Annotated in this window: 26 protein-coding genes; 11 read left to right on the forward strand and 15 right to left on the reverse strand. The window is 62.4% G+C overall.

Going from position 1 to position 26,655, the window contains the following annotated elements:
- The first annotated feature begins 34 nt into the window (after positions 1-34).
- A complete protein-coding gene (gene mutL / locus H0274_RS04135) occupies positions 35-1,891 on the forward strand; it encodes a DNA mismatch repair endonuclease MutL (protein WP_226793089.1) in 1,857 nt (618 codons plus the stop codon).
- On the forward strand, positions 1,891-2,379 hold the full coding sequence (locus tag H0274_RS04140) for a hypothetical protein (protein WP_226793091.1): 489 nt from the start codon (positions 1,891-1,893) through the stop codon (positions 2,377-2,379). The genes mutL and H0274_RS04140 overlap by 1 nt, the downstream gene beginning before the upstream one ends.
- Before the next feature lie 36 nt (positions 2,380-2,415).
- Here the strand turns inward: H0274_RS04140 and H0274_RS04145 are convergent, their stop codons facing one another.
- Genes H0274_RS04145 through H0274_RS04155 form a run of 3 tightly spaced genes read right to left on the reverse strand, consistent with a single transcriptional unit; the run spans position 2,416 to position 4,990 of the window.
- Positions 2,416-2,865, reverse strand: coding sequence for a MaoC family dehydratase (locus H0274_RS04145; protein WP_226793093.1), 450 nt, complete (start codon positions 2,863-2,865; stop codon positions 2,416-2,418).
- A 5-nt stretch (positions 2,866-2,870) separates the two neighbouring features.
- Positions 2,871-4,217, reverse strand: coding sequence for a hypothetical protein (locus H0274_RS04150; RefSeq protein WP_226793095.1), 1,347 nt, complete (start codon positions 4,215-4,217; stop codon positions 2,871-2,873).
- A 20-nt stretch (positions 4,218-4,237) separates the two neighbouring features.
- The gene (locus H0274_RS04155) at positions 4,238-4,990 is read right to left on the reverse strand and encodes a MauE/DoxX family redox-associated membrane protein (protein ID WP_226793097.1); all 753 of its coding nucleotides are present in this window, start codon (positions 4,988-4,990) and stop codon (positions 4,238-4,240) included.
- A 45-nt stretch (positions 4,991-5,035) separates the two neighbouring features.
- Between H0274_RS04155 and H0274_RS04160 the strand changes: the two genes are divergently transcribed.
- Positions 5,036-5,431 (forward strand): MerR family transcriptional regulator, encoded by a 396-nt coding sequence (locus tag H0274_RS04160; RefSeq protein ID WP_226793099.1) that lies wholly within the window; start codon positions 5,036-5,038, stop codon positions 5,429-5,431.
- Positions 5,432-5,437: 6 nt separating this feature from the next.
- Here the strand turns inward: H0274_RS04160 and H0274_RS04165 are convergent, their stop codons facing one another.
- The 7 genes from H0274_RS04165 to H0274_RS04195 form a co-directional block, all read right to left on the reverse strand.
- Positions 5,438-6,670: an alkaline phosphatase family protein gene (locus H0274_RS04165; RefSeq protein WP_226793101.1), complete on the reverse strand. Its 1,233-nt coding sequence runs from the start codon at positions 6,668-6,670 to the stop codon at positions 5,438-5,440.
- 111 nt (positions 6,671-6,781) lie between these two features.
- Positions 6,782-7,882: a redox-regulated ATPase YchF gene (gene ychF, locus H0274_RS04170; RefSeq protein WP_226793103.1), complete on the reverse strand. Its 1,101-nt coding sequence runs from the start codon at positions 7,880-7,882 to the stop codon at positions 6,782-6,784.
- A 150-nt stretch (positions 7,883-8,032) separates the two neighbouring features.
- The gene (locus H0274_RS04175; RefSeq protein WP_226793105.1) at positions 8,033-8,284 is read right to left on the reverse strand and encodes a PEP-CTERM sorting domain-containing protein; all 252 of its coding nucleotides are present in this window, start codon (positions 8,282-8,284) and stop codon (positions 8,033-8,035) included.
- Positions 8,285-8,756: 472 nt separating this feature from the next.
- On the reverse strand, positions 8,757-9,326 hold the full coding sequence (gene pth / locus H0274_RS04180; protein ID WP_226793107.1) for an aminoacyl-tRNA hydrolase: 570 nt from the start codon (positions 9,324-9,326) through the stop codon (positions 8,757-8,759).
- 92 nt (positions 9,327-9,418) lie between these two features.
- A complete protein-coding gene (locus tag H0274_RS04185; protein WP_226793109.1) occupies positions 9,419-10,036 on the reverse strand; it encodes a 50S ribosomal protein L25/general stress protein Ctc in 618 nt (205 codons plus the stop codon).
- Between the two features lie 150 nt (positions 10,037-10,186).
- Positions 10,187-11,089, reverse strand: coding sequence for a TraB/GumN family protein (locus H0274_RS04190; RefSeq protein WP_226793111.1), 903 nt, complete (start codon positions 11,087-11,089; stop codon positions 10,187-10,189).
- 11 nt (positions 11,090-11,100) lie between these two features.
- Positions 11,101-12,018: a TraB/GumN family protein gene (locus H0274_RS04195; RefSeq protein ID WP_226793115.1), complete on the reverse strand. Its 918-nt coding sequence runs from the start codon at positions 12,016-12,018 to the stop codon at positions 11,101-11,103.
- 129 nt (positions 12,019-12,147) lie between these two features.
- On the opposite strand from H0274_RS04195, the gene H0274_RS04200 reads away from it, so the two are divergent.
- From H0274_RS04200 to ppdK, 3 genes are read left to right on the forward strand one after another with little or no spacing between them, the layout of a single operon-like run.
- Positions 12,148-13,059 (forward strand): glycine--tRNA ligase subunit alpha, encoded by a 912-nt coding sequence (locus tag H0274_RS04200; RefSeq protein WP_226793118.1) that lies wholly within the window; start codon positions 12,148-12,150, stop codon positions 13,057-13,059.
- The gene (gene glyS / locus H0274_RS04205) at positions 13,056-15,251 is read left to right on the forward strand and encodes a glycine--tRNA ligase subunit beta (RefSeq protein ID WP_226794431.1); all 2,196 of its coding nucleotides are present in this window, start codon (positions 13,056-13,058) and stop codon (positions 15,249-15,251) included. Before H0274_RS04200 ends, glyS begins: the two co-directional genes overlap by 4 nt.
- A gap of 60 nt (positions 15,252-15,311) precedes the next feature.
- Positions 15,312-17,975 carry a pyruvate, phosphate dikinase gene (ppdK, locus tag H0274_RS04210; RefSeq protein ID WP_226793120.1) on the forward strand — a complete coding sequence of 888 codons (2,664 nt, stop codon included), beginning with the start codon at positions 15,312-15,314 and terminating at the stop codon, positions 17,973-17,975.
- 45 nt (positions 17,976-18,020) lie between these two features.
- On the opposite strand, the gene H0274_RS04215 is transcribed toward ppdK, so the two are convergent.
- On the reverse strand, positions 18,021-18,770 hold the full coding sequence (locus tag H0274_RS04215; RefSeq protein WP_226793123.1) for a methyltransferase domain-containing protein: 750 nt from the start codon (positions 18,768-18,770) through the stop codon (positions 18,021-18,023).
- A 50-nt stretch (positions 18,771-18,820) separates the two neighbouring features.
- On the opposite strand from H0274_RS04215, the gene H0274_RS04220 reads away from it, so the two are divergent.
- From H0274_RS04220 to H0274_RS04240, 5 genes are all read left to right on the forward strand, one after another.
- Positions 18,821-19,585, forward strand: coding sequence for a ComF family protein (locus H0274_RS04220; RefSeq protein WP_226793126.1), 765 nt, complete (start codon positions 18,821-18,823; stop codon positions 19,583-19,585).
- Between the two features lie 319 nt (positions 19,586-19,904).
- A complete protein-coding gene (gene hisI, locus H0274_RS04225; protein ID WP_226793129.1) occupies positions 19,905-20,318 on the forward strand; it encodes a phosphoribosyl-AMP cyclohydrolase in 414 nt (137 codons plus the stop codon).
- A 32-nt stretch (positions 20,319-20,350) separates the two neighbouring features.
- Entirely contained in the window at positions 20,351-20,830 is a 480-nt protein-coding gene (locus tag H0274_RS04230) for a MerR family transcriptional regulator (RefSeq protein WP_226793132.1), read from the forward strand.
- A 32-nt stretch (positions 20,831-20,862) separates the two neighbouring features.
- Positions 20,863-22,668 carry an acyl-CoA dehydrogenase C-terminal domain-containing protein gene (locus H0274_RS04235; RefSeq protein ID WP_226793135.1) on the forward strand — a complete coding sequence of 602 codons (1,806 nt, stop codon included), beginning with the start codon at positions 20,863-20,865 and terminating at the stop codon, positions 22,666-22,668.
- A 274-nt stretch (positions 22,669-22,942) separates the two neighbouring features.
- Positions 22,943-23,203 (forward strand): hypothetical protein, encoded by a 261-nt coding sequence (locus H0274_RS04240; RefSeq protein WP_226793138.1) that lies wholly within the window; start codon positions 22,943-22,945, stop codon positions 23,201-23,203.
- Between the two features lie 51 nt (positions 23,204-23,254).
- Here H0274_RS04240 and H0274_RS04245 read toward each other — a convergent pair whose 3' ends face one another.
- The 4 genes from H0274_RS04245 to H0274_RS04260 all read right to left on the reverse strand — a co-directional run bounded on the left by H0274_RS04245 (position 23,255) and on the right by H0274_RS04260 (position 26,575).
- Positions 23,255-23,977 (reverse strand): dienelactone hydrolase family protein, encoded by a 723-nt coding sequence (locus H0274_RS04245; protein ID WP_226793141.1) that lies wholly within the window; start codon positions 23,975-23,977, stop codon positions 23,255-23,257.
- Positions 23,974-24,891 (reverse strand): cysteine synthase A, encoded by a 918-nt coding sequence (gene cysK / locus H0274_RS04250; protein ID WP_226793144.1) that lies wholly within the window; start codon positions 24,889-24,891, stop codon positions 23,974-23,976. The genes H0274_RS04245 and cysK overlap by 4 nt, the downstream gene beginning before the upstream one ends.
- Positions 24,888-26,165, reverse strand: coding sequence for an MFS transporter (locus H0274_RS04255; RefSeq protein ID WP_226793147.1), 1,278 nt, complete (start codon positions 26,163-26,165; stop codon positions 24,888-24,890). Before H0274_RS04255 ends, cysK begins: the two co-directional genes overlap by 4 nt.
- Positions 26,166-26,269: 104 nt before the next feature.
- A complete protein-coding gene (locus H0274_RS04260) occupies positions 26,270-26,575 on the reverse strand; it encodes a PilZ domain-containing protein (protein ID WP_226794432.1) in 306 nt (101 codons plus the stop codon).
- Positions 26,576-26,655: the final 80 nt, after the last annotated feature.

Genomic DNA, 26,655 nt, shown 5'->3' on the forward strand with positions numbered 1-26,655 from the left:
CGAAATCGCGCCCGTTCGCCGTTAGGCTTGCCAGATGCCCCAAATTCGCCGTCTGCCCGAAACGCTTATCAACCGCATTGCTGCCGGCGAAGTAGTGGAACGGCCAGCCGCCGCGCTCAAGGAACTGGTCGAGAATGCGATCGATTCCGGGGCCGGGCGGATCGCGGTAACCATTGCGGAAGGCGGACTTTCGCGCATTGAGGTAACCGACGACGGTTGCGGGATGAACCCGCAGGACATGGAGCTTGCGCTGGAGCGCCACGCCACCTCCAAGCTGCCCGACGAAGCGATCGAGCAGGTTTCCACCCTGGGCTTTCGGGGGGAGGCGCTGCCGTCCATCGCCAGCGTCGCGCGGCTGACGCTCGAGTCGCGTGTGCGTGGGGAAGATCAGGGCTGGAAGCGCGTGATAGATCATGGCGCCCTGATCGAGGAAGGGCCCGCTGCCCTGCCGCCGGGAACGCGCGTCCGGGTGGAGCAATTATTCGCCAAGATTCCCGCGCGACGAAAATTCCTGCGTAGCGAGCGCAGCGAATATGCTGCCTGTCTCGATGTGGTTCGCCGCCTCGCCATGGCCCGGCCCGACATTGCCTTCAGCCTCGAACATGGGGGCAGGCGGGTATTCGCCGTTCAGGGTGGCGAAACGGCCGAAGAACGCGTGGCGCAACTGGTTGCGCGGGAACTGGCCGGAAACGCCGTGCTTCTGGACATAGAGCGTCCCGTGGAGAATGGCGCGATGCGCCTCTCCGGCGTTGCGGGCCTGCCGACTTACAACCGCGGCGTGGCCGATCATCAATATCTGTTCGTCAATGGCCGCCCGGTGAAAGACCGGCTGTTGGTCGGCGCGGTGCGCGGTGCCTATGCCGACATGCTTGCGCGCGATCGGCATGCCGTGCTGGCGCTGTTCCTCGACCTGCCGCCAGAGGATGTCGACGTGAATGTTCACCCCGCGAAAACGGAGGTTCGCTTCCGCGATTCCGCCGGCGTGCGCGGCTTTATCGTTTCAGGGCTGAGGCAGGCACTGGCCACGGGCGACAAGCGCAGCGCACAGGCGCCCGATGCCAATGCAATGGCACGTTGGCAGCAGGAGCCGATCAGCCAGCCTTCCGCGGGCGAGGCAGCCCCGGCCTTGCGATCGCTTTTCGGCGGCAGGGACTGGACTGCCAGTTCCTCAGGTGGCGGCCGTCCTTCCGGTGTGAGTGAGGCTGGGCAGGCATGGCGGGCCTTTGAAGCCGAAACCCCCCTCCCGCAGGCACCCGTCCCGATGGGGCGTGCTGAAGAGGCCGGGGATATGCCCGAAGATGCTGCCGCCTATCCGCTGGGCATTGCGCGCGGGCAGGTGGCAAACACCTATATTGTCGCGGAGGCGGCCGATGGGCTTGTTCTGGTCGATCAGCATGCGGCGCATGAGCGGCTCGTGCTGGAAAGGCTGCGGGCAGCGGGGGCGGGCGAGAAGGTGGCCGCCAGTCAGGCCCTGCTCATCCCCGAAGTGGTCGAGATGGACGAACCGGCCTGTGATCGCCTGGAAGACAATGCCGAAAAATTCGCGGCTCTGGGTCTGCTGATCGAACGGTTCGGCCCCAATGCAATGTTGGTGCGTGCGATGCCCGGCGTACTCGGCAAGGCCGATCCCCATGCCCTGCTTCAGGATCTGGCAGACGATCTGGCGCTCAACGGGGATGCCTTGCTGCTCGATGAGAAGATCGAACATGTGCTGGCCACAATGGCCTGCCATGGCTCGGTACGGGCAGGGCGTACGCTTTCAGTCGCCGAGATGAACGCGCTGTTGCGCGAAATGGAGGAGACGCCGCGTTCGGGCCAGTGCAATCACGGTCGCCCAACCTGGGTGAAGCTCTCCATGGCGGAGGTCGAAAAGCTGTTCGGGAGGCATTGATGCGCGGAATGACGATAGTGCCACTGGCTGCTCTGCTTCTGGCAGCTTGCGGGGAAGAGACGGAGCACAAGCGCGAAGCCATCGACAGCGAAACGGTGGACAGGGCGCTGGCGGGCAAAGCCATTCCGATCGAGCTGGAACCCATCAGGCTGCCGGACATCGAGACGCATCAACTCTACGGCACCAGCTGCGCCTTCGCCCCGGAAGGAGGCGGCTTGGGCGCAGTCGCGATTGCCATGGAAGACGCGGGCTATCTCAAGATCGGCAAGGAAGTCCGCCGTTTTGCTGCTGACAAGGGAAGCGCGAAGCTGCTGTTCGGTACCCATGCCCAGCACGACGGACTGACCAACAGTTTCGATCTGGAGCCCGTCGGAGACATCCCGCAGGCGAATGGAGGGAGCGTAACCTTCCCCGGCAGGCTGACCGTGCGCGATGACCACGAGCGTGTGGTTTACGAGCGGGCAGGCGAGATCCAGTGTAATCGATGAAGGAGAGAATGTGACAGAAAAGGATGGCCCTTCAGCCTAGCCGTCTCCGCGCGTCCGGATCAGGGTGATCGGCTTCATGGAAATAACCGGCTGCCCATCCTGATTGAAAGTCGTCGTCCGGGTATTGAGGATGCCGATGCCGGGCTTTGATCGGCTGAGGCGCTTTTCGAGCAGTTCCATTTCGCAGCTCAGCACATCGCCGGGATAGACCGGACGCAGCCATCGCAATTCGTCCACGCCCATCGCCCCCAGCGCGGCGCGGGGCATGATTGCATGGTGTTCCACCAGCATCGCCATGGTCATCGAACAGGTGTGCCATCCGCTGGCAGCGATTTTTCCGAAATGGGTCAGCGCTGCCGCCTCGTCCGACAAGTGGAAGGGCTGAGGATCATATTTACCGGCAAATTCCAGCACTTCCTCCCGGGTAACTTCATAGCGCCCGAAGCGGATGGTAGTGCCTATTTCCAGATCCTCGTAAAACAGCATCAGTTTCAATGTCCCAGTGATAGCTTGGCGAACAAGGTGTAGCCCATTGCGTCCTTGCCATAATAGGGATCAAGTGCCGATGGCTTCGCAAAAGCGGAAACCGCACCGCCAAGGCTCAGCTTGAGCGCGCTGCCCAAGTCGAAATGGCGGGCGTAGCCGGCCTGGAACTTGGTTACGCGAAAGGGCTGGTCGTGCAGCGGATCGTCATGATCCGGGATCAGCTCGTCATTATTTACATTCTCGATCCGGCCGAAAATTGAATTGGCCTTGTCGATATCCCAGTTCACTTCACCCAGCCACGCCGTCAGCGTGTCGCCGGGAATGCGGTCCTTGGCGCTGAAAGCGGCGAGGGCGGACAGACCCTTGCCATTGGCATATTGGATGGAGGCAGTGGTCCGTGCTTCATCCTCATTCGCGTGCAGCGTCTCGGGCTGTTCGATGCGAGCATGGCTCACCTGTAGCGCCCAATTGGGTGAGGGGGTCAGCGTGGCCCGGATGGCCCAACTATCGAGCTTGGGTGTTTCGATGCCCCAGCGTTCCTCATCCGGCTCGGCCCCACGAAAGGCGGAACCCTCCAGCTGGAAGAAGCGCGAGGCATAGCCAGCCGTAACCACCCCATAGGTGATGTGCGTGGAATCGAACCAGTGGTGCGTGATCGGGGGTTCGGGATTGTTGCTTGCCGATCCGCGATGCATGAATGCAGACGGACCGATGGCGGGTTCGCCCACGGGGCCGCCATAGAGAAACACGGTGGCGTTATCGGAGACATTCACGTCCACCCGCGCGGCGAGTTCCATGAACAGATCGTGTGGATGCTGCCGGTCCACAAGAGGCTCTCCATTCGCAGTCTCCCCGGTGGCGAAGAGGTTGGGATAGCCGCGCGCTTCCATCAAAGGTTCGAGGCTGAGCATGCTGCGCAACTGGATGCGGCCCCAATCGGTCTGTCTGGTTCCTGAGAGCATCAGCATGGAGGTGGAATAAAGCATGTCATCGCCGCGCGGGCCGGAAAAGTCCGAATATTGGGCCGTGACTGCGCCATGGACCATCACCATCCAGTCGCCACTACCGATGTGCAGGCCATGCATCTCCCCTTCGGCTGCGGGCAGACGCGCCGTGCCTGATCCCTCGGCGGGTTTCCATTCGGCAGCCGGCCCCATCTGCATCGCGCCGTGGTTCATGCCGGAATGGTCCATCGCCCCGTGATCCATCTCGTCGGGATTCATGGTGCCATGATCCATCTGGCTGTGGTCCATCTCCTCCTCACCATGCTGTTCATGGCTATCCTGGGCGAAAGCAGGCGTGGCCGTGGCGACGGCGATGGCGGCAAGGCTGGTGGACAGTGCATGTTTCATTGTCGGAACTCCAATCCGGCTCAATGTGCCGGGAACATCATCCAGATCGCCATGGCGACCATCATCACGTTTTCGAGAAGCGATACGGGCCCCAGCGGCACCTTGCCGGACCCGCCCACGCAGGCGCATTCCAGCTCCCGTTTCTGGACGTAAACGGCATAAAATACCGAAATTGCGCCAATCGAGCCGATGAATAGTGAGATCGGGATGGCGAGCCAGGGTAGCAAACGGGCGGCCATCAGGGCCCCGGCCAAGGCCTCTGCGAAGGGATAGATAAAGGCATAGGGCACCCAGCGGCGGGCCAGCAGGTCATAACCCAGGAACATGGTCGCGAATTTATCGACGTCCTGCAGTTTGAGCATTGCCAGGATCGCCATGGAGAATGCGATGAACCATTCAAGCGCGCGCAAGGTCAGCGGGGAGCCGAAGAGGGACTGGCTGAGAAGCAGCGCAAGGGCACCGGCAATGGCAAAGACCGCGATCACCGGGCGATAGGTCTTCGCGCCAGGATCTCTCACTGCCAGACCGAAATACCGCCGCAGATCGTCATAACCGCCGATGCGCTGCCCATTGATGTAGGTCTGGGGCGTAGTCTTAACGCCATGTTGGGCTTTGAACGCGTCCGTCTCCTCGCGCGTGGTCAGGTGGTGGTCCTCCACGCGGTAGCCCTGGCGTTCCAGCAGATATTTCGCGCGCAGGCCCCATGGGCAGACATGTTTTTCCATCACCATGCGGTGAAGCTGGGCGACGGGTTTGGTCGATTGCTGTTCCATAACGAATCAGCCTATAGCTTCCGTACCATGGTACGGAGTCAAGCGATGGCAATGACGATTTCTGAACTCGCCCGCAGCGCCGGGGTCGGCGTGGAAACCGTCCGGTTCTATCAACGCAAAGGGTTGATACACGATCCCAAACCCACCGAACTGGGCGGAGCCAGAGGGCGCAGGCATTATGGAGAGGAAGAGGCGCGGCGGATGCGCTTCATTCGCTCGGCGCAGGAGGCGGGCTTCACTCTGGGCGAGATTTCCGAGCTGATAGAGCTGGATCGCACCAATGACCGCCCCCGCGCACGCGAAATGGCGGCGGAGCGTATCGCCGATCTCGACGCGAAGATCGAAAGCATGACCCGCGCGCGCGACCGGCTGCGGAAACTGGCAAGGGAATGCGCGGGATCGAACAGTGGGCCCTGCCCGATCATCGCCGCTTTCGAATGACGGTGCCTAGCGGGCCAGTGCATCCCTGAAGACAGAGGCCGAACCGTCAATTTCTGCATCGTGTGACGGCAGGCCGATGAGTTCCCGCAATAGCGGCTCTACATCGACATTATCGAATGCGGGGAGGGAGACGCCGGATTTGAAGGCGGGGCCATTGGCAATGAAGACCGCGCGCATCAACGGATCCTGATTGTCCCAGCCATGCGTGCCGCCATTCCATGGCGTGTCGCCGGGCTTGGGCGCTTTGCCGCGGACTGCCCAGCCGGTTTCGCCCAGGCAGAAAAACTCTGGCACGCGCGCGTTTTTGCCATATTCGAAGCGAGCGGGAAGCTCGCTCTTGCGCCAGCATTGCATGTGATCATGGGGTTTGAGCAGCACTTCGGCCAGCGCGGCATCTTTGCCTTCCAGGGGATTGATCGAGGAATAGGCTCCCTGTTCCACTGCCACGCCGAGCCCATCGATCTCTTTGTAGAGCGCAATCACCCGGTCCTCGCTGCGCGCAGCCATGCCGTGATCGGATACCACCACCAGATTGGCGGGCTGGCCCATGGATGCCAACTCATCGCGCATTCTGCCGATCTGCAGATCGAGCGCCGCCAGAGTTTCATTCACTTCCGGCGAATCCGGGCCGAATTCATGGCCCGCATGATCCAGTTCCTCGATGTAGAGCATCATGAAGCGAGGGCGGTTGGCCGCCGGGCGGCGGGCCCAGTCGATGATGGAATCCGTGCGCTGGCGCATGCCGATGGTGAAGCCGAACTGGTGCCAGTCCGTTGGGAAGATGCCGTTGGTTGCCACGGTAGTACCGGGCCAGATTTCCGTGGCGGTGGGAATGCCCGCCCTTTCCGCCGCCACCCAGATGGGTAGTGCTTCGTTCCACCACCAGGCGTCGGTCCCGCCCACCCAGAAATCGGGCGAATGGCTGGGGTCAGTCATGGTGTTCCCGATGATGCCGTGGCGATCGGGGCGCAGGCCGGTAGCGATGGTGTGATGATTGGGAAAAGTGAGGCTGGGGAACGAGGGGATCATCGCCGCCTTCACTCCGCCTGCCGCAAGCTGTTCGAGATTGGGCGTCAGGCCGCGCGCGAGATAATCCGGGCGAAACCCGTCCAGCGAAATCAGGATAGTTATCGGTTCGCGCTGCTCGGCCTGTATGGCCGCAGGAGCGGCGGACTGAGCCGCGAGGGGCAGGGCGAATGCGGCACAGGCCGCGGCGATCAGTGTCTTGAACCAGCGCATGGCCGGACCTTTGCCGGGCCGCGAGCCTATTTGAAGACCTCTTGGCCGCTCATGCGCCCCGGGTAACGAGATAGGGCGTTCGCCGCAAAGGCGCGGCGAACGCCCTGCTATTCACACGTTGAACTTGAACATCATTACATCGCCATCCTGCACGACATATTCCTTGCCTTCCTGGCGCAGCTTGCCGTGTTCGCGCGCACCGGCTTCGCCGCCCAGCGTGATGTAATCGTCAAAGGCGATGGTTTCGGCGCGGATGAAGCCCTTTTCGAAATCGGTGTGGATTTCGCCGGCGGCCTGAGGAGCCTTCGCGCCCTTATGGACGGTCCAGGCGCGGGCTTCCTTGGGGCCGACCGTGAAGAAGGTCTGCAGACCGAGCAATTCGTAGCCGGCGCGGATCACGCGGGCGAGGCCGGTTTCCGAAAGGCCGAGCGATTCCAGGAATTCGCCACGATCTTCGGGAGCCATGCCGACCAGTTCCGCCTCGATCGCGGCTGAAACGATCACAGCCTGCGCGCCTTCCGCCTTGGCCTTGGCAAAGACCTTTTCGGTCAGCTCATTGCCGGTGGCCGCATCGTCTTCCGAGACATTGCAGACATAAAGCACCGGCTTTGCGGTGAGCAGCTGCGCCTGGGCGAAGACGCGGGCTTCTTCCTCATCCTTAGGCTCGGTCAACCGGGCGGGCTTGCCTTCGCGCAGCAGTTCCAGGGCCTGGCCCAGCACGCTGGCAGCGATCTTGGATTCCTTGTCCCCCGTTGTGGCCCGCTTGGCCGCGGCGGGCACCCGCTTTTCGAGGCTTTCGAGGTCCGACAGCAGTAGTTCGGTTTCCACCACTTCCGCATCCGCGATGGGATCGACCTTGTTGGCGACATGCTGGATGTCGTCATTCTCGAAGCAGCGCAGCACGTGGACGATGGCGTCAACTTCGCGAATATTGCCGAGGAACTGATTGCCCAGACCTTCGCCCTTGCTGGCGCCTTTCACCAGGCCCGCGATGTCCACGAAGGCCAGCTGGGTCTCGATGATCTTCTGCGAACCGGATATCTTCGCCAGCTGCTGCAGCCGCTCATCGGGCACAGCGACCTGGCCGACATTGGGCTCGATCGTGCAGAAGGGATAGTTCGCGGCCTGCGCGGCCTGCGTTTCGGTAAGAGCATTGAAGAGAGTCGACTTGCCGACATTGGGCAGGCCGACGATCCCGCAACGGAAACCCATTTGATAATACCTCGATCTGGAATTGCGCGGCCATTAGCGGGGGCGGGGCCATAGCGCAAATGAAACGCCCCTCCCGCTGGGAAGGGGCGTTCGATCGCCTGCGGAAAAGCGAGCCGCGCAGGGCGGCCATGCGCTTGCGGCGCGCAATATTTACTGGCGAGCCTGTTTGCGGCGGCGGTTGCGGATCACGGCCAGGGCGATCAGTCCCGCGCCAGCCATGCCGAGCATGCCAGGCTCCGGCACCTGCGTGCCGCCGCCGGTGGAGCCGCCCGAGGTCGAGCTCGCGGGAGGCTTGGGCTTGCCCCAGCTACCCGAGGGGGAGCCCCAATTACCCGCCAGAGCCGGAGACGACGCGGCCAGCGCGCCGAGAACGAAAGTCGAGATAAGTGCCTTGCGGAGCATAATGGTCCCCCTTCTTGCTGCCGGAATGGTTACCGGAGACAGACGCAAGGTGCGTGCCAAACGTGGATAACAGCCATTATCATTAGTTAACAGATGGCGGAAAAGTTGCGTTTTGTAAAATCAACCGACGGTTTCAGGTCAGTGCGCCGCCGCCTGTGCCGGTGCACTCGTGTGACTGTTGCCGGCAATCCACTGCGATGGAGGCAGTGGCGGAAATGCAAGGGAAAGTGGGCGAAATTCCTATCCCACTTACCACAGCCGCTCATCCTGAGCTTGTCGAAGGACGCAGGAAACCATCAGCCCCATATCTCTCTTTGGGCAAGCGTCAGCGCGTGTCCTTCGAAAAGCTCAGGATGAGCGGAGGGTGGGGATGACCGCACAGTTGTCGTGCCCCGACGAACAGCTCTCCGACAAAGTGATCGCGGGCAGCCCCGTCTTAACGGGTCAAAAATTGCACGCGTAATCCTGCCACCTAGTCCTGCTGGCGCAGCGCTACGTCGCTCATGAAGCGGGCGTCATCACCCTTGGCCAGCCAACCTGCCTCGGCGCCGATGGCGCCCAGCATGGTGGCCAGATCGTCTTCCTCCGACTTGGCGTAATTGCCCAGCACATGGCCGGTCACGCGGTCCTTGTGCCCGGGATGGCCAATGCCGATTCGCACGCGGCGGAAATCCGCGCCGAGATGCTGGTCGATGGAGCGCAGGCCATTGTGGCCCGCCGTGCCCCCGCCAGTCTTCACCTTCACCTTGAACGGGGCGAGATCCAGTTCGTCGTGAAAAACGGTGAGGGCCGCAAGGTCCAGCTTGTAGAAGCGCATCGCTTCGCCCACCGCGCGGCCGCTCTCATTCATGAAAGTCGCGGGCTTGAGGAGAATGACCTTCTCCGTGCCGAGCCGCCCTTCCTGCACCCATCCCTGAAACTTCTTCTGCACCGCGCCGAAGCCGTGCATGTCGGCAATCACGTCCAGCGCCATGAAGCCGACATTGTGCCGGTTCATCGCATATTGCGGTCCGGGATTTCCAAGGCCGACCCAGAGTTGCATCGCGCTTTCCTAAACTTTCAGGGACCACAAAAGCAAAGCGCCGGCGGTGCCTTTGCACAGCCGGCGCCTGCTTTGGCTGCAATGCCGGGCGATTATTCGCCTTCGGCTTCGCCCGCTTCGGCTTCACCGTCGCTCGACTTCAGTGCCGAGGGTGCGACGATGGTCGCAATGGTGAAGTCACGGTCGGTGATGGCGCTGGCCGCACCCTTCGGCAGCTTCACGCTGCTGATGTGGATGGAATCGCCCACTTCGCGACCGGTCACGTCGATCTCGATCTCCGAGGGGATCAGTTCCGGATCGCAGATCAGGTCCAGCTCGTGACGGACGACGTTCAGCACGCCGCCGCGCTTGAGGCCCGGCGAGGCTTCTTCATTGGTGAAGACCACCGGCACGAGCACTTCGACCTTGGCATCCTTGCCAAGGCGCAGGAAGTCCACATGCAGCGGGCGGTCGGTGACCGGGTGGAAGGCGACGTCCTTAGGCAGGGTGCGCAGCGACTTGCCGCCGATCTCGATGGTGACGATCGAGTTCATGAAGTGACCGGTGCCGAGCTGGCGGCGCAGTTCCTTCTCCTCGACGTGGATCGACTGGGGTTCTTCCTTGCCGCCATAGATAACGGCGGGAACACGGCCTTCGCGACGCAGTACTCGGGAGGCTCCCTTGCCAGCCCGTTCGCGTGCTTCGGCCGGCAGGGTCAGAGCGTCGCTCATGGTACGTGCCTTTCGAAATACAGTTGGTTCGCTTCTCCCGCCACGCCTCCAGGGATGACCATGACGGAGAAGGGCGAGCCCCTATGGCAAAAGCCGCCCATTTGCAAGCATTCCCTCCCCCCGACGCGGATCGCGCCCGGCTGGCTTCGGCTACTGGACGCGCTTCACGCCATAGCCGCGTTCAGCCAACAGGGTGGCCAGCCCTTCGCGACCTACCATATGGGCGGCGCCCGTGGCGATGAACAGGGTTCCGCCACGGTCCAGTTCGCGGGCGATCTTTTCGGACCACGCGCGGTTGCGGGACAGAAGCAGCGCCTCGCGCAGGCCGGGATCTGCCAACATCCCTTCACGCGTTTCCTTTTCCAGCGCCGCAACATTGCCGGTGAGCCAGTGCTTCATCCGCGCGTCACTGGCCTGTTCGCCATGCAGCGCCTCCTGCGCGACACTGGCCAGCAGATCGCGCTGATCCTGTTCGGGCAGGGCATCGAACAGGCGTAACTGGGGCTCTGCGCCTTCAAGTTCGATTACCCTTCGCTTGCCCGCGGCCCTGATCAGCGAAAGGTCTGCTCCTTCGCCGTCATCATCGCTATCATAAGCTTGGGCGAGGACGAGTGCTGCGGCCCAGCTTTCCATCCCCGCAAAATCCTTGTCAGTGAGCCCCTTGGCCATCATTGCCTTTAGCAAATCCGCCTGTTCCTGGCCGGATAGGCGGGCACTCAGTGGGGGAAGGCCGGGAGCGCGGGAAAGGGCGGCGAAGATACGCGCGATGGCCCGTCCCTGTGTCGCAAGGTTCACTTCCACCATCAGCCTGTCGGAGGATGCAAAAGCCCGGTCGAGCGTGTCGGTGCGCCAGCGATAGCCTTCCGGCAGGGAATGGGCCGTGCCGAACAGATAGCCGCGCTGCCCCTGCGGCCCGGTCACTTCCCACAAAGCGGGGGAGGGTTCAGGCTGCTCGGGCGCCTTGCTGCAGGCGGCCAGAAGCACCAGCGGCAGCAGAAACGCGGCGGCGAGCCCGGACAGGCGACGGAGAAGCGAGGCGGGTACAAAAGTCACGGGCAGACAGGTCAATTGACGCGCTTGGAGCGGATGCCGCGCTTTCTCAACTGATCGAGCACGCTGCCCTTGCCGGCAAGATGCCCGGCGCCCACCGCGATGAACACCGTTCCCGGCTTGCGCAGCCTGTCCTTGATCCAGCCCGACCAGATGACGTTGCGGTCAGTCAGCATGCGGCGGTTGAGCGCCGGATCGCCATCGGCCGAATTGATCAGCTGACCGAGGGAATCCGCGTCCCCATCCAGCCAGTCCTTCAGCATGGTGGTGAGATCTTCCTTTAGCCTCGGCGCGGTTTCCACCACTTGATTGAGATAGGCGATCTGCTGCGCCTCAGGCAGGCCAGCGAAGAGATCGACCTGGAAATCGACCGTTTCCAGCGCGCTGCGCCGGGCATTTTGCGGACGCTGGCCTTCCACGACTTCTTCCGCGCCCTTTTCGGGATCGAAACCGGCGCGCTTGGTCATCAGCACGGACAGCGTGAGCCCGGCGGCCCAGGGCTTGTAGCGATCGAACTGTTCGATGGGGATGCCCAGGGTGATCAGCAGTTCCTCGAACTTCTTGCGATCATCGGGCGAGAGCATTTCGCGCAGAATCTGTCCTTCCGGCAGGAAGGCGGTCTGCTGCATCAGTCCGGGCAGGCGCTGCGCATCTTGCGGGTCAAGTTCGGTGACGACTTCGTTCGAGGATCGCAGCGCGGTTTCTATCGGGCCGGAGAACCAGTCTACATCGCCTGGCAGGAAGTGAATCGTACCGAACAGATAGATGGTCGTATCCCGGTCGGATACTTCCCACAGGGCAGGGCCGCCCGAGGCGGATTGCTCCGCCGGTTCCGGAACGGGATACGGGCTTTCGGCCGCGGCAGCGGCGGAAAACTGCAGTGTAACAATCACTGCCGCAGATGCGATGATTCGCCGTATCCCCGTGATCATGCGAGCCTTGTCGCGATAAGCCGTGCAAAGAGCAAGTTACCCTGATGTTAAGCAAATGATTGATGCGGCGATGTGGCATAGGTGCAGCGCACCATTGACCGAGTAGGAGCCATCCGCCATGGGCCCGGCATGAGCAGCACCACTTCTTCTGGGGAAGTTCTGAGCTTCCAGGACATGATCCTTGCCCTCCACAATTACTGGAGCGCGCAAGGCTGCCTTATTCTGCAACCCTATGACATGCGCATGGGCGCGGGCACGTTCCACCCTGCCACCACCCTGCGTGCGCTGGGGCCCGAGCCTTGGAATGCCGCCTTCGTGCAGCCTTCCCGCCGCCCGACCGACGGCCGCTATGGCGAAAACCCCAACCGGTTGCAGCATTATTACCAGTATCAGGTGATCCTGAAACCGAGCCCGCCGGATTTGCAGGAGCTTTATCTCAAGAGCCTGGAAGTGATCGGCATCGATCCGCTCAAGCACGACATCCGCTTCGTTGAGGATGACTGGGAAAGCCCCACGCTGGGCGCCTGGGGCCTTGGCTGGGAAGTGTGGTGCGACGGGATGGAAGTTACCCAGTTCACCTATTTCCAGCAGATGGGCGGGTTTGACTGCAAGCCGGTGGCGGGCGAACTCACCTACGGGCTGGAGCGCCTCGCCATGTATATTCAAGGCGTGGACAATGTGTACGATCTGGCCTTCAACGGCCGGGGCGTGACTTATGGCGACGTGTTTCTCGAAAACGAGAAGCAGATGTCCAAGTGGAACTTCGAAGTCGCCGATACCGAGGCGCTGTTCGATCTGTTCCGCAAGGCCGTGGCGGAGTGCAAGAACTGCCTCGCCAACGACGTGCCCATTGCCGCCTATGAGCAGGCGATCGAGGCCAGCCACATCTTCAACCTCCTCCAGGCGCGCGGCGTGATCAGCGTGCAGGAGCGTGCAAGCTATATGGGCCAGGTCCGCGATCTCGCCCGCGGGAGCTGCGAAGCCTATATGGCCAAGGAAACCGAGCGGTGGGAAGCCAAGTTCCCGGGGTGGTCGGCATGAGCGATTTCCTGCTCGAACTGCGCTGCGAGGAAATTCCGGCGCGTATGCAGGCCGGCGCGCGCGCCGATCTGGAAAAGTTGTTCCGCGCCGAAATGTCGGCGGCGGGCGTCGCGCTTGGCGAAGTCACCGTTTGGTCCACGCCGCGCCGCCTTGCGCTCATCGCGCGGGACCTGCCGCAGGCGACCGAGGCCGTCAGCGAAGAGGAAAAAGGGCCGCCCGAAGGCGCGCCCGATCAGGCGATCGAAGGCTTCTGCCGCAAGAATGGCGTGACGCGCGACCAGCTTGAGCTGCGCGACGTGAAGGGCCGGGCGACCTATTTCGCCGTTCGCAACATCCCCGGCCGCGCCGTGAAGGATGTGCTGGCCGACGCGATCCCCGCGATCATCCGCGCCTTCCCATGGCCCAAGTCGATGCGCTGGGGTGCTGCCTCGCTCTCCACCGAAAGCCTGCGCTGGGTGCGTCCGCTTTCGGGCATCGTCGCTCTGTTCGACGGCGAAGTGGTGGAATGTGAAGTCGGCGACGTGGTTTCGGGACGCAAGACCAAGGGCCACCGCTTCCACTCCCATGGCGAGATCGAGATCGCCGGGGCGGACGATTATGCCCAACACCTGCGTGTTCATCACGTAATCGTGGACCAGAGCGAGCGCGAGGATATCGTCCGCAAGGGCGCGAAGCATGTCGCGCATGAAGCTGGCCTCGTGCTGGTGGAAGACGAAGGGCTGGTGGTCGAAAACGCGGGTCTCACCGAATGGCCGGTGCCGCTGCTCGGCCGGTTTGACGAGGCCTTCCTCGAAGTGCCGCCCGAAGTGATCCAGCTCACTGCGCGCACCAACCAGAAATATTTCATCTGCCGCACGCATGACGGCAAGCTGGCCAATGCCTTCATCTGCACCGCCAATGTGGTGCCTGCCGATGGCGGTCTGGCTATCGTGGACGGCAACCGCAAGGTGCTGGCCGCACGCCTTTCCGACGCTCGCTTCTTCTGGCAGCAGGACAAGAAGGTTCCGCTGGCCAAGCAGGCCGAGAAGCTGGCCCGTATCACGTTCCATGAGAAGCTCGGCACCGTGGCCGACAAGGTGGAGCGGGTAGCGATGCTGGCGCGCTGGCTGGTTGAGGAAGGTATTGTCACCTCGTGCGCTCCTGCGAAGGCAGGAGCCCAAGGCGACGATGCGCAACCCGGCTCTGGCCCCCTGCCTTCGCAGGGGCTCACAAAAGAAGAACTGGCCGATCTCGCCGAACAGGCCGCACGCCTTTGCAAGGCGGACCTCGTCACCGAAATGGTCGGTGAATTCCCTGAATTGCAAGGGCTTATGGGCGGTTATTACGCCCGTGAGGAAGGTTTGTCGGATGCCGTGGCCGACGCCATTCGTGACCATTACAAGCCGGTCGGGCAGGGCGATGAGGTTCCAACCGCTCCGGTGACGGTGGCGGTCAGCCTGGCGGACAAGCTGGATACGCTTCGCAGCTTCTTCTCAATCGATGAGAAGCCGACGGGATCGAAAGATCCGTTCGCCCTGCGCCGCGCTGCGTTGGGCATTATCCGTCTGATTCAGGCGAATGCCTTGCGCGTGAGCATTGGTGAGGGTGACTTGCTCGACTTCTTCGCGGATCGCCTCAAGGTCCAGCAGCGCGAGGCGGGTGTTCGTCACGATCTGATCGATGCCGTGTTCGCTCTGGGCGGCGAGGACGATCTCGTCCGCCTGCTCGCCCGCGTCCATGCGCTCCAGTCCTTCATCGGCACGGAAGACGGCGCCAATCTGCTCGCCGGGTACAAGCGCGCGGCCAATATCCTCAAGAAGGAAGATTGGCAGGGCGTGGAAGGCGAAATCGCCCGTACTGGCGAGGAAGATCCGCTGGCCGAAGTTGACGACCCCGATCTGAAGGATGTGGTTGCGGCCAAGATGGAGCTGCGCCGCTCGAAAGAGCTTTCCTACACGCCCGAAATTGCGGAAAAGGCCCTGATCGACGCGCTCGATACGGCAGGGCCGCGCGCCTCCACCGCCATTGAAGCGGAAGACTTCGAAGGCGCCATGGCGGCCCTTGCAAGTTTGCGCGCACCGATCGACAAATTCTTTGACGAGGTGACGGTGAATGACGAGCAGCCCGAAAAGCGCAGCAGCAGGCTGGACCTGCTTGCCCGCTTCCGCGCTGCTGTGCACAAAGTGGCGGATTTCTCGAAGATCGAAGGGTAGGGAATTTTCCCTCAGGACAGTGTCAACATTGTCAACTTCGACAGACAACGGCGGAGTTAGATGAACAAATCGGTCTATACATTCGGCGGCGGTGTGGTCAGTGCTGATCCCCGCGCGAAGGACAAGACGATCGTGGGCGGCAAGGGCGCGAACCTTGCCGAAATGGCCGATATCGGCCTGCCGGTTCCGCCCGGCTTTACGATCACGACCGAGGAATGCGTGCGCTATCTGGCCGGCGGCTCTGACTTTTCGGCCGAGCTTCGCGCCGAAGTTGACGCTGCACTGACGCATATCGAGCGGAGCGTGGGCAAGAAGTTCGGCGATGCAGCCGATCCGCTGCTCGTCTCGGTCCGGTCGGGCGCCCGCGTCTCCATGCCCGGCATGATGGACACGGTGCTGAATCTCGGCCTCAATGACGAGACGGTGAAGGGCCTTGCCGCCGTTTCGGGCGACGAGCGCTTCGCGTGGGATTCCTATCGCCGCTTCATCCAGATGTATTCCGACGTGGTGCTGGGCCTCGATCACGGATTGTTCGAGGAAGCACTGGAAATTGCCAAGGAAGACAATGGCTACCTGGCCGATGTCGAGATGGGCTCTGAAGACTGGAAGGCGCTGGTCCGCGAATATGAAGGCATTGTCGAACGTGAGCTTGGCAAGCCGTTCCCCCAGGATGTGACCGAACAGCTGTGGGGCGCGATCTCTGCCGTGTTCGACAGCTGGGATTCCGATCGCGCCAAGGTCTATCGCCGGTTGAACGACATTCCGGGCGACTGGGGCACTGCCGTGAACGTGCAGGCCATGGTGTTCGGCAATATGGGCGACACTTCCGCCACCGGCGTTGCCTTCACGCGCGACCCGGCCACCGGCGAGAAAGCCTATTACGGCGAATGGCTGGTCAATGCCCAGGGCGAAGACGTGGTGGCGGGCATTCGCACGCCGCAATATCTCACCCTGAAGGCCCGCGAAGCCGCCGGGGCAAAGCCGCTTTCCATGGAAGAGGCGATGCCCGAGGCCTATGGCGAACTGGCCCGTGTGTTCGAATTGCTGGAACAGCATTATCGCGACATGCAGGATATCGAATTCACCGTGGAGCGCGGCAAGCTGTGGATGTTGCAGACCCGCAGCGGCAAGCGCACTGCCAAAGCCGCTCTCAAGATGGCCGTGGACATGGTGGCCGAGGGGTTGATCGACGAAAAGACCGCGATCCTGCGGGTCGATCCCATGGCGCTGGACCAGCTGCTCCACCCCACGCTGGACCCGAAGGCTCCGCGTGACATCCTCACCACCGGCTTGCCTGCCTCGCCGGGGGCTGCTTCCGGTGCAATCGTGCTGGATGCCGATACGGCCGAACATCGCGCCGCGCGCGGTGAAGCCGTGGTGCTGGTGCGGGTGGAAACCTCGCCGGAAGACATTCACGGCATGCATGCCGCCAAGGGCATTCTGACCGCGCGCGGGGGCATGACCAGCCACGCCGCCGTGGTGGCGCGCGGCATGGGCCGCCCCTGCGTTTCGGGCGCTTCCACTGTGCAGATCGACATGGCCGCGCGCACCTTGCGCATCGGGGATCGCCAGTTGAAGGAAGGCGATCACATCACGCTGGACGGTTCGACCGGGCAGGTGATGGCGGGCGAAGTGCCGACCATTGAGCCTGAACTGGTGGGCGATTTCGCCACACTGATGGAGTGGGCGGACAGCCACCGGCGCATGAAGGTGCGCACCAATGCGGAAACTCCGCTGGATTGCCGCATGGCGCGCCAGTTCGGCGCGGAAGGCATTGGCCTGTGTCGCACCGAGCATATGTTCTTCGACGAGGCGCGCATTACCAATGTGCGCCACATGATCATGGCCGATACCGAAGCTGGGCGCCGCGCGGCTTTGGCCAAGCTTCTGCCGGAACAGCGCAAGGACTTCGTCGAGATCTTCGAAGTGATGCTGGGCCTGCCGGTAACGATCCGCCTGCTCGATCCGCCGCTGCACGAATTCCTGCCCCATGCGGAAAATGACTTCGCGGAACTGGCCGATGCCACTGGCATCGGGCTGGACCGGCTGAAGCGCCGCGCCGAGGAATTGCAGGAATTCAACCCCATGCTCGGCCATCGCGGCTGCCGCCTGGGGATCACTTTCCCGGAAATCTACGAGATGCAGGCCCGCGCCATTTTCGAGGCGGCTTGTGACGTGGTGATCGCGCGTGGCCAGGCTATCGTGCCGGAAGTGATGATCCCGCTGGCTGCCACCAAGCGCGAGCTGGATATTCTGAAGGACCTGATCGACAAGACGGCGCAGGCCGTGTTCGCCGAAAAGGGCAAGGTCCTGGACTATACCGTCGGCACCATGATCGAGCTGCCGCGCGCGGCGCTGATGGCAAATGAGCTGGCCCAGACGGCCGAGTTCTTCAGCTTCGGCACGAACGACCTGACCCAGACGACGCTGGGCCTGAGCCGTGACGATGCCGGGCGTTTCCTGCCCACCTATGTCGACAAGGGCATCTTCCCGCGCGATCCTTTCGTCAGCCTGGACATTGACGGTGTGGGTCAGCTGGTGCGCCTTGGCGCCGAACGTGGCCGCTCGTCGCGCGGCGACATCAAGCTCGGCATCTGCGGCGAGCATGGCGGCGATCCGGCCAGCATAGCCTTCTGCGAGGAAGTGGGCCTCGATTACGTCTCGGCCTCGCCCTATCGCGTGCCGATCGCACGGCTTGCTGCCGCACAGGCGGCGCTCAAGTAAGCGGTTCGAAGTATTGTGAGCCCCTGCGCCGACAGGGGCTCACCTTTACAGACCCCACCCGCTGAGGGTGAGGATCTCGAAATGCTCGGTCGCGCGGTCTTCGCCACCCATGAACGCCTCTTGCGCCCGTCGCATAGCCGCGCGGGTGAGCCGGGGAGCTGGGGAGGCCAGTGCCTTGCCAAGCCCCTGCGCCCGCAGGTCCGCCAGCAGGCTGCCGAACGAGCCGAAGCGGACATCGAGGCCGCGGCTATCCACCACGGGCCGGGCAAAGCCGCAGCGCTGCAGCAACTGGCCGCCAGCTCGCACATCCACCATGGGATGCATCCGGGCGGCGGGCCGGTCCCCATCGGCGGCGAGCATCGCTGCGCGGAGCCGGGGCAGGCTGCCCGCGCCCATGAAGCTGGCGATCATCAACCCGCCGGGCGCCAGCGCCTCGCGGATATGGATCAGCGCACCGGGCAGGTCGTTCACAGTGTCGAGCGTACCAAGGCTGGCAATCAGGCCGAAACCGCCAGCGGGGAAGGGGGCTTCCTCGTCAAAGCCCTGTTCTGGCGAAACGGAGGTAACCGCGCAGCCCGTCGTGCCGAGCTGGCGGGCAAGATCGCCGGTATAATCCCCGATCACCAGCACGGATTGGGGTTCATGCCGCAGGAAGCCGATCCGCTCCACCACGTCCTCCACCATGTCGTCCATCAGATAGCGCGCCGCGCCGACCCGCTGCTGGAGCGAGCGCATGCGGCGGCGCAGGGCAAGGCGGCGATGGGGGGCGAATATGGTGGGCGGGGCAGAACTCATCGGGTCCGTCCGTGCACTGCTTGCTCCTGTCGCGCAAGCAAGGCAGCATCATGGGCGTGACTCTCCTGCGCCAATTTTCCACTTCGCTCGCCCCGCTGGTCGATTTCATCTTCCCGCCGCGTTGCCCCCTCTGCGGCGAGGGGCTGGCGGCGCAGACGGGCCTTTGCGCATCGTGCTGGAGCGAGCTGGCGATCCCGGGCCAGCCGGCCTGCGCCAGTTGCAGCCGCCCGTTCGGGGAAGGAAGCGTGGCCGATGGAGCCATCTGCGCGCCGTGCCTGGCTGCTCCACCGCGCCATGACGGCATTGCTGCGGGCACCTTGTATAATGATGCTTCGCGCCGCTTGGTGCTGGCCTTCAAGCATGGTCGCCGCATTGCCCTCGCGCCGATGCTCGCCCGGCTGATCGCGGCGCGCCTTCCGGAGATGGATGAGGAGTGGCTGATTGTGCCGGTTCCGCTTCACCGCATGCGGCTGTGGCAGCGCGGCTTCAATCAGGCGGCGCTGCTTGGCCGGGAACTCGCGAAAGCGCGGGGCGGCAGGCTGGAAGTGGATATTCTCCGCCGTCGCAAGCGCACGCCCAAGCTGGGCGGATTGGGCAGGCAAGCGCGCGCGCGGGTCCTGCAGGGCGCCATTTCGGTCAACCCGGCGTGGCGCGCGCGCCTCAAAGGGGCGCAGGTGCTGCTCGTGGATGATGTGCTTACCAGCGGCGCCACAAGCGAAGCCTGCGTCACCGCGCTCAAGCGGGCCGGGGCCGAGCGCGTGGTGATTGCCTGTTTCGCGCGCGTTCTGGATGAAGCGCTGGATGCAACGCGCTGAACCCTGAAACGCAAGACGCCCGGAGTTTCCTCCGGGCGTCCACGTGACGATTTTGAAGAGCGATGTTCCCGTGCCAGTGGCGGCACCAAGGCCAACGCCCAATCCCTCATTTTACCGACTGGCCCTTCGTCCAGGACCTTGCCGAGACCCCCTATTCCTTGGCGCCTGCTGCGACGCCGCCGGTTTGGCGGGCGGCTTCATTGAACCGCGAGCCGTTCATCCCATTGAAAGCTTCAATTCGGAAGCGGCAAGCCTGTGAAGCATGGATTTTGGCCGCGATCTGTGGTTATCGTGCAACAAGAAATTGCCCGTCAGTTGCATGGCGCGCAAGAAAGAAAGGGATCAGATCATTTCCGGGAATGGACCAAGTGCCGCAGAACGCGAGGGCGGCTCTGCCTTTTTGCCCAAGTTCGATGCTGCCGGGCTGCTTACTGCCGTGGTTACCGACACGACCACGCGCGAGGTGTTGATGGTCGCCTTCATGAATGAGGAAGCGCTAACCAAAACGCGTGAGACGGGCATCGCGCATTTCTATTCCCGCAGCCGGGGGCGGTTGTGGATGAAGGGCGAAACGAGCGGCCATGTTCTGAAGGTGGAGGAAATTCTGGTTGATTGCGATCAGGACGCTCTCGTGATCCGCGCCACTCCTGCGGGTCCCGCCTGCCATACGGGGGCAGTCAGCTGCTTCTATCGCAAGCTCGACGGCGATCATCTATCCCGGCTTCCTGATTGACGCTTACGTAAAGGGAATTTACGATAAGTGGCATGCCTGCCGCTGCTACCCGCAAAGCCGATTCCCCCGTATCCGCGAAGGAACATTCGGGTGCTCATCTCGAACGCCCCGATGCGGAGCGGCGGGAGAAGTTCTCGATCAGCGATCTGACGCGTGAATTCGGGGTAACCGCACGCGCATTGCGTTTCTATGAGGATGAGGGGCTGATCGCCCCCTCTCGCGTGGGGTTGAACCGGATCTATTCCAGGCGTGACCGTGCACGGCTTGCCTGGATCATGCGGGCCAAGAATGTCGGATTCAGCCTGACAGAGATCCGCGAGATGATCGATCTCTACGATCTCAATGATGGCCGGGCGGAACAGCGCCGCGTGACGGTGCAGCGGTGCCGCGAAAAGATCGCAAAATTGAAGAAACAGAAGGCGGATATCGAGAGTTCGATCAAGGAACTCACCGAATTCGTCACCCATATCGAGACGCTTGAACTGGAGCGTAAGGCCGCTTCAGCGAACTGAGCGACCCTGAAGCTTCATCTTAGGAGAGACCAATGCCGATCTACAAGGCGCCCACGCGCGACACGCGCTTCGTCATCAACGAACTGCTGGATCTGCAGAGCTACGGGAATATTCCAGGCTTTGAGGAAGCGACCCCGGACATGGTCGAGGCAATCATCGACGGTGTTGGCAAGTTCACTTCAGAGGTCATCCAGCCCCTCAATCAGACGGGCGACGATGAGGGCTGCATCCGCCATGAGGACGGATCGGTGACTACGCCGACCGGCTTCAAGGACGCCTATCGCCAATATTGCGAAGCAGGCTGGGGCACGCTTTCCCTGCCGGTGGAATATGGCGGACAGGGATTGCCGCATGTGCTCGGCTTCGTGCTGGAAGAATATATGGCCACGGCGAACCACGCTTTTGCGATGTATCCCGGTCTTACCAACGGCGCGGTTTCCGCAATTCTCGCCACGGGTTCGCAAGAGCTGAAAGAAAAATACGTACACAAGATGGTGTCGGGCGAATGGCTTGGCACCATGAACCTGACCGAGCCGCATTGCGGTACCGATCTCGGCCTGATCAAGACCAAGGCAGAGCCGCAGGCGGATGGCAGCTTCACCATCAGCGGGACCAAAATCTTCATCTCCGCCGGTGAGAACGATCTGGCCGAAAACATCATTCATCTGGTGCTGGCCAAGCTGCCCGGCGCTCCGGAAGGCTCGAAGGGCATCTCGTTGTTTATCGTGCCCAAGTTCCTGGTGAATGAGGATGGCTCTCTGGGCGAGCGCAACGCCGTTTCCTGCGGGTCGATCGAACACAAGATGGGCATCCACGGCAACGCCACCTGCGTGATGAATTACGACGGCGCGAAGGGCTGGATTGTAGGTGAGGAGAACAAGGGCCTTGCAGCCATGTTCATCATGATGAACGCCGCGCGTCTGGGCGTCGGCGTGCAGGGCCTCGGTCAGGCGGAAGTAGCCTATCAGAACGCGGTGCAATATGCGCAGGATCGTCGTCAGGGGCGGGCAATCGCCGGCCGCGCCGATCCTTCCGCCAGCGCCGATCCGATCATCGTCCACCCCGATGTGCGCCGGATGCTGATGGACGCCAAGGCCTATAATGAAGGCATGCGTGCGCTGATCCTGTGGGGAGCGCTGCAGGTCGATCTCAGCCACAAGGCGCCTGAGGAAGCCGACAGGCTGGCCGCGGATGACATGATCAGCCTGCTGACTCCGGTCATCAAGGGCTATGGCACCGATAAGGGTTTCGACATTGCCGTGAACATGCAGCAGGTCTTCGGTGGTCATGGTTATATCAAGGAATGGGGGATGGAGCAGTTCGTCCGCGATTCCCGCATTGCCATGATCTATGAGGGTACCAATGGCGTGCAGGCAATGGACCTGTGCGGCCGCAAACTGGCGGCCAATGGCGGGCGGGCGATTCAGGCCTTCTTCAAGCTGGTGGATGATGAAGTCGCATCGGCCAAGGCTGATGCTCAGCTCGAACCCATCGCCTCGCGCCTTGAAAAGGCTGTGGGCGAGCAGAAGGCGGCGACCATGTGGTTCATGCAGAACGCAATGGCCAATCCCAACCATCTGGGCGCGGGTGCCCATCATTACATGCACATCATGGGCGTTGTCGCACTTGGCCTGATGTGGCTGCGCATGGCAAAGGTTGCCGCAGCCAAACTGGCTGAGGGCGCTGATGACAAGGCATTTTATGAAGCGAAGCTGGTGACGGCTCGCTATTTTGCCGAACGCTTCACGCCGGATGCCGGTGCGTTGCGTCGCAAGATCGAAGCCGGTGCCGATGCGATGATGACGTTGAGCCCGGAACAGTTCGAAACGGCGGCCTGATCCGCTCGATTCGCCCCCGGCGCGACAATGCGCCGGGGGTGTAATTCCATGAAATGTATGCTGGCTGCGTTGAACAGCGCGGCTTTTTCACCTTGCCCGGCGGGAGTTTCCTGCCATCGCAAGGTGGTGGCGCAAAGGTGCCTCAGTTCAGATGTTGGATGCAGACAGGGGGTTGGCCGAAGAGGAACAACCAATGTCATATCTTGAAAAAAACAGTCTGAACGGTGCCGCTCTGGCGCTTGCATTTGCTCTTGGTACGGCGGCGTCGCCGACAATGGCACAGGATCAGGGCGGCGCAGCGGCAAGCTCCGAGCCCTCCATCGATACGAATGGCGATGGTACAGCGGATGCCTGGGATCTGAATGGCGACGGCAAGCCCGACGCATGGGATACGGACGGCAACAAGCTGGCGGACAAGTGGGACACCAATGCCGATGGCCGGCCGGATGCGTCGGACGATGACGGGGATGGTGCGCCCGATCCGCAGACCTCGGACAGCGGCGGTTCGCCTGAAGCGTCGGAAAGTCAGCCCTGACGGTCGCCTGCCAGGGAAGGAGCCGGCGGATGGGTTTCCCGCCGCTGGCTCCTACGCCTGCTGACGTAAATCCCCGAAAACCTCATCGAACAGCGAATGCATCGCCGCCCAACTCTGCCGGTCGGCGCTTTCGTCATATGCGACAGCGGGATTTCCCTGCACCGGATAGGGATTGCTGAAGCCATGCTTCACCCCGGCATAGGAATGGAAATGCCACTTTCCGCCAGCCGCATCCATCTCTTCCCAGAATTGCATCACCTGACTGCGCGGAACCATCGGGTCCGCATCGCCGTGACAGACCAGAATGCGTGCCTTGATCGCGCCAGCCTCCGCAGGAAGTTCCGTGCCCAGCAGGCCGTGGAAGCTTACGACCGCCGCCAGAGGTGCGCCTTCACGGGCCAGTTCGAGAACAGCCCCGCCGCCCATGCAAAAACCTATCGCGGCCAGGGGCAGATCGCGCGCATCCTCAAGGGAAACTGCGGCCCTGATCGCCGCCCGCAACCGCCTGCGATAATCCTGGACATCTCCGCGGATCTCTGAGGCGAAGACGCGGGACTCATCGAAACTGGACGGGGTCTTGCCGTAGAAATCCGCGATCAGCGCCAGGTAGCCGGCGGCTGCCAGCGCCTCGGCTTTGTCTTCCACGGCACGGGTGGAATTCATGATCGTGGGATAGACGACGATAGCCGCGCGGGGCCTGCCTGCCGGGCGGGCAAGCAGGCCTGTGAGCGCGGTTTCACCGTCCGAATAGGCCAGCTTTTCCAGCATGGTCATTCAGGCAGGAAGTCCGGTACCGAGAGGTACCGCTCTCCGGTGTCGTAATTGAAGCCCAGCACGCGCGATCCGGGGGCGAGTTCGGGCAGTTTGCTGGCAATGGCAGCGAGCGTGGCGCCGGAAGAAATGCCGACCAGCAGCCCTTCGGTCCGGGCACATTTGCGGGCCATTTCCTTCGCATCCTCGGCGTCAACGGGAATTGCACCATCGATTGCCTGGGTGTGCAGGTTGGCGGGAATGAAGCCTGCGCCGATTCCCTGGATCGGGTGGGGTCCGGGCTGTCCGCCCGAAATGACCGGAGAAAGGGCTGGCTCAACCGCAAAGGCCTTCAGCGTCGGCCATGTCTTCTTCAATTCCTCCGCGCAGCCCGTCAGGTGGCCGCCCGTGCCCACGCCGGTGATCAGGGCGTCCAGCGGGGTATCGCGGAAGTCCGCCAGGATCTCCTGCGCGGTGGTGCGGGCATGGATCGTGACGTTTGCCGGATTTTCGAATTGCTGGGGCATCCACGAGCCCGGCGTTTCGTTGAGGATTTCCGTCGCGCGTTCCAGCGCGCCCTTCATTCCCTTTTCACGGGGTGTCAGGTCGAAACTGGCGCCATAGGCAAGCATCAGGCGGCGACGCTCGATGCTCATGCTTTCCGGCATGACGAGGATGAGCTTGTAGCCCTTCACGGCTGCGACCATGGCAAGGCCGATGCCGGTATTGCCCGAGGTCGGTTCCACAATCGTGCCGCCAGGCTTCAGATCGCCCGATTTCTCGGCGGCTTCCACCATGGCAAGGGCAATACGGTCCTTGATCGAACCGCCGGGGTTGGACCTTTCGGACTTCACCCATACTTCGTGATCGGGGAACAGCCGCGAGAGGCGGATGTGCGGGGTGTTGCCGATAGTGGCGAGAACATTGTCAGCCTTCATGTGCTGTCTCCCTCTCCTTGGGGTTGCCGGCGATATTGTGGGGCGAAGGTCTTCGCCCAGCGAAGTTCAGGGAATATCACTGCCCAGATTGCAGTTATGACTATCGCACCGACGCCGCCGAATACAACTGCTCCGGTGGCGCCGAGCAACGCTGCGGCGATGCCCGACTGCATTTCACCGAGTTCGTTGGATGCGGAAATTGCGAGGCCGGAAATCGAAGATACGCGCCCGCGCATCGTATCCGGCGTGTTGAGCTGGACCAGGGTGCTGCGCACGAACACGGAGACCATGTCTGCCGCGCCAAGGATGCCGAGCATCGCCATCGACAGCGGGAAGCTGCGCGAAATACCGAATATTACCGTTGCCCCGCCAAAAACCGCCACGGCCCAGAGCATCTTGGCCCCGACATTATGCGCGAGTGGCCGGAAGGACAGGTAAAGCGCGACAAGGCCGGCGCCCATCGCCGGCGCGGCGCGCATGAGGCCAAGACCTTCGGCGCCGACCTGGAGGATATCGCGTGCGAAAACCGGCAGCATCGCGGTTGCCCCGGCAAAGAGCACGGCGAAGAGATCCAGCGTGATGCAGCCCAGCAGGAATCGGTCACGCCAGGCGAATTGCAGGCCCTCGATCATCTGGCGAACCGGGTGCAGCTTGCTGGTCTGTTCGGCCTTGATCGGACGGATGGAGATAATCAGAATGGCCGCGAGGGCGAGTAAACCGGCGGAGATGAAATAGGGCAGGGCGGGGTGCGCAGCATAGACCAGGCCGCCGAATGCAGGGCCTGCGACCTGGCCGCTGGTGAAGCCGATCGAACCCAGTGCAACTGCCCTCGGCAGGAGGGAAGGGGGCACGATATTCGGCGCGATGGAACTCATCGCGGGGCCGCTGAATACTCGAGCGGCGCCATGGGCTGCAGCCAGGATGAAGCAGAACGGCAATGTCAGTGCGTCGGTCCAGGTCAGGATCGCGATCGTCAGGGCAATTGCGATATCCAGGCAGAGAGAGGCACAGGCAACGAAGCGCCTGTCGAACCTGTCGGCGGCAAGACCTGCGACCGGAGTAAGGAAGAATAGCGGGATGAACTGGACCAGCCCGAGCAGCCCAAGTTGGAAGGCCGCCTCTGACCGGCTCATGCCATAATCGGCTCGGGCGATGTCGTAGGTCTGGTAACCGATCAGCACCACCATGGAGAGGGTGGACGCCACGGTCAGAAAACGCGCTACCCAGAAGCGACGATAATCGGGGATCCCGAGAGGTGAGGATGGTTCGGTCACGCGCCGCGAATGACAGGCAGTGCTCTCGTTGCCAAGGCTTCAGATTATTGGGTGGTCCAAAGCGAAACTAGCAGGCCGGGAGGATATGCGGCCTGTCAGCCTTATTAGCGGCGGCTTCTCAGCCTTGGATTGGGTTGAAGAACGTCCATCATCTTCACGAAATCGTCCATCCGGATGATCCGCTCGAACTGAAAGCCCGCGCGTTCGTCGCGCATCCAGATCGCATAGGCTTCGATTCGCCCGATCACCGGCAAGCGGATGATCACGCGTTCACCGCGTTGCAGGTCGGGCGAATTGTCGACCATGAAACCATGCGCGGAAACATTGGCGATATGCAGTGATATGTCGCCGCGATCGCGATGTTCGGCGATCACCGGATAATCTACCGGATGGCGCGTGGCGCGGCGCATTTCCGGCACAGAAAGTTGTGCTCCAGACACGGGGCAAAATCCTCCATTTGGCCTAACGGAACCTCATTGTGGCAGTAAAT

Origin of the sequence: Fulverythrobacter ferritrahens, from assembly GCF_020539485.1 — a bacterium.
GTDB lineage: Bacteria > Pseudomonadota > Alphaproteobacteria > Sphingomonadales > Sphingomonadaceae > Andeanibacterium > Andeanibacterium ferritrahens.

What these genes read in the sequence shown, in the direction of transcription:
- ychF (WP_226793103.1), bottom strand. Translation starts at nt 7,882, where the DNA reads ATGGGTTTCCGTTGCGGGATCGTCGGCCTGCCCAATGTCGGCAAGTCG.
- H0274_RS04235 (WP_226793135.1), top strand. Translation starts at nt 20,863, where the DNA reads ATGCCGATCTACAAGGCGCCCACGCGCGACACGCGCTTCGTCATCAAC.
- H0274_RS04140 (WP_226793091.1), top strand. Translation starts at nt 1,891, where the DNA reads ATGCGCGGAATGACGATAGTGCCACTGGCTGCTCTGCTTCTGGCAGCT.
- ppdK (WP_226793120.1), top strand. Translation starts at nt 15,312, where the DNA reads ATGAACAAATCGGTCTATACATTCGGCGGCGGTGTGGTCAGTGCTGAT.
- H0274_RS04215 (WP_226793123.1), bottom strand. Translation starts at nt 18,770, where the DNA reads ATGAGTTCTGCCCCGCCCACCATATTCGCCCCCCATCGCCGCCTTGCC.
- H0274_RS04240 (WP_226793138.1), top strand. Translation starts at nt 22,943, where the DNA reads ATGGCACAGGATCAGGGCGGCGCAGCGGCAAGCTCCGAGCCCTCCATC.
- H0274_RS04230 (WP_226793132.1), top strand. Translation starts at nt 20,351, where the DNA reads ATGCCTGCCGCTGCTACCCGCAAAGCCGATTCCCCCGTATCCGCGAAG.
- H0274_RS04245 (WP_226793141.1), bottom strand. Translation starts at nt 23,977, where the DNA reads ATGACCATGCTGGAAAAGCTGGCCTATTCGGACGGTGAAACCGCGCTC.
- H0274_RS04195 (WP_226793115.1), bottom strand. Translation starts at nt 12,018, where the DNA reads ATGATCACGGGGATACGGCGAATCATCGCATCTGCGGCAGTGATTGTT.
- H0274_RS04160 (WP_226793099.1), top strand. Translation starts at nt 5,036, where the DNA reads ATGGCAATGACGATTTCTGAACTCGCCCGCAGCGCCGGGGTCGGCGTG.
- pth (WP_226793107.1), bottom strand. Translation starts at nt 9,326, where the DNA reads ATGCAACTCTGGGTCGGCCTTGGAAATCCCGGACCGCAATATGCGATG.
- H0274_RS04220 (WP_226793126.1), top strand. Translation starts at nt 18,821, where the DNA reads ATGGGCGTGACTCTCCTGCGCCAATTTTCCACTTCGCTCGCCCCGCTG.
- mutL (WP_226793089.1), top strand. Translation starts at nt 35, where the DNA reads ATGCCCCAAATTCGCCGTCTGCCCGAAACGCTTATCAACCGCATTGCT.
- hisI (WP_226793129.1), top strand. Translation starts at nt 19,905, where the DNA reads ATGGCGCGCAAGAAAGAAAGGGATCAGATCATTTCCGGGAATGGACCA.
- H0274_RS04145 (WP_226793093.1), bottom strand. Translation starts at nt 2,865, where the DNA reads ATGCTGTTTTACGAGGATCTGGAAATAGGCACTACCATCCGCTTCGGG.
- H0274_RS04185 (WP_226793109.1), bottom strand. Translation starts at nt 10,036, where the DNA reads ATGAGCGACGCTCTGACCCTGCCGGCCGAAGCACGCGAACGGGCTGGC.
- H0274_RS04200 (WP_226793118.1), top strand. Translation starts at nt 12,148, where the DNA reads ATGAGCAGCACCACTTCTTCTGGGGAAGTTCTGAGCTTCCAGGACATG.
- H0274_RS04260 (WP_226794432.1), bottom strand. Translation starts at nt 26,575, where the DNA reads ATGCGCCGCGCCACGCGCCATCCGGTAGATTATCCGGTGATCGCCGAA.
- glyS (WP_226794431.1), top strand. Translation starts at nt 13,056, where the DNA reads ATGAGCGATTTCCTGCTCGAACTGCGCTGCGAGGAAATTCCGGCGCGT.
- H0274_RS04165 (WP_226793101.1), bottom strand. Translation starts at nt 6,670, where the DNA reads ATGCGCTGGTTCAAGACACTGATCGCCGCGGCCTGTGCCGCATTCGCC.
- H0274_RS04155 (WP_226793097.1), bottom strand. Translation starts at nt 4,990, where the DNA reads ATGGAACAGCAATCGACCAAACCCGTCGCCCAGCTTCACCGCATGGTG.
- H0274_RS04150 (WP_226793095.1), bottom strand. Translation starts at nt 4,217, where the DNA reads ATGAAACATGCACTGTCCACCAGCCTTGCCGCCATCGCCGTCGCCACG.
- cysK (WP_226793144.1), bottom strand. Translation starts at nt 24,891, where the DNA reads ATGAAGGCTGACAATGTTCTCGCCACTATCGGCAACACCCCGCACATC.
- H0274_RS04175 (WP_226793105.1), bottom strand. Translation starts at nt 8,284, where the DNA reads ATGCTCCGCAAGGCACTTATCTCGACTTTCGTTCTCGGCGCGCTGGCC.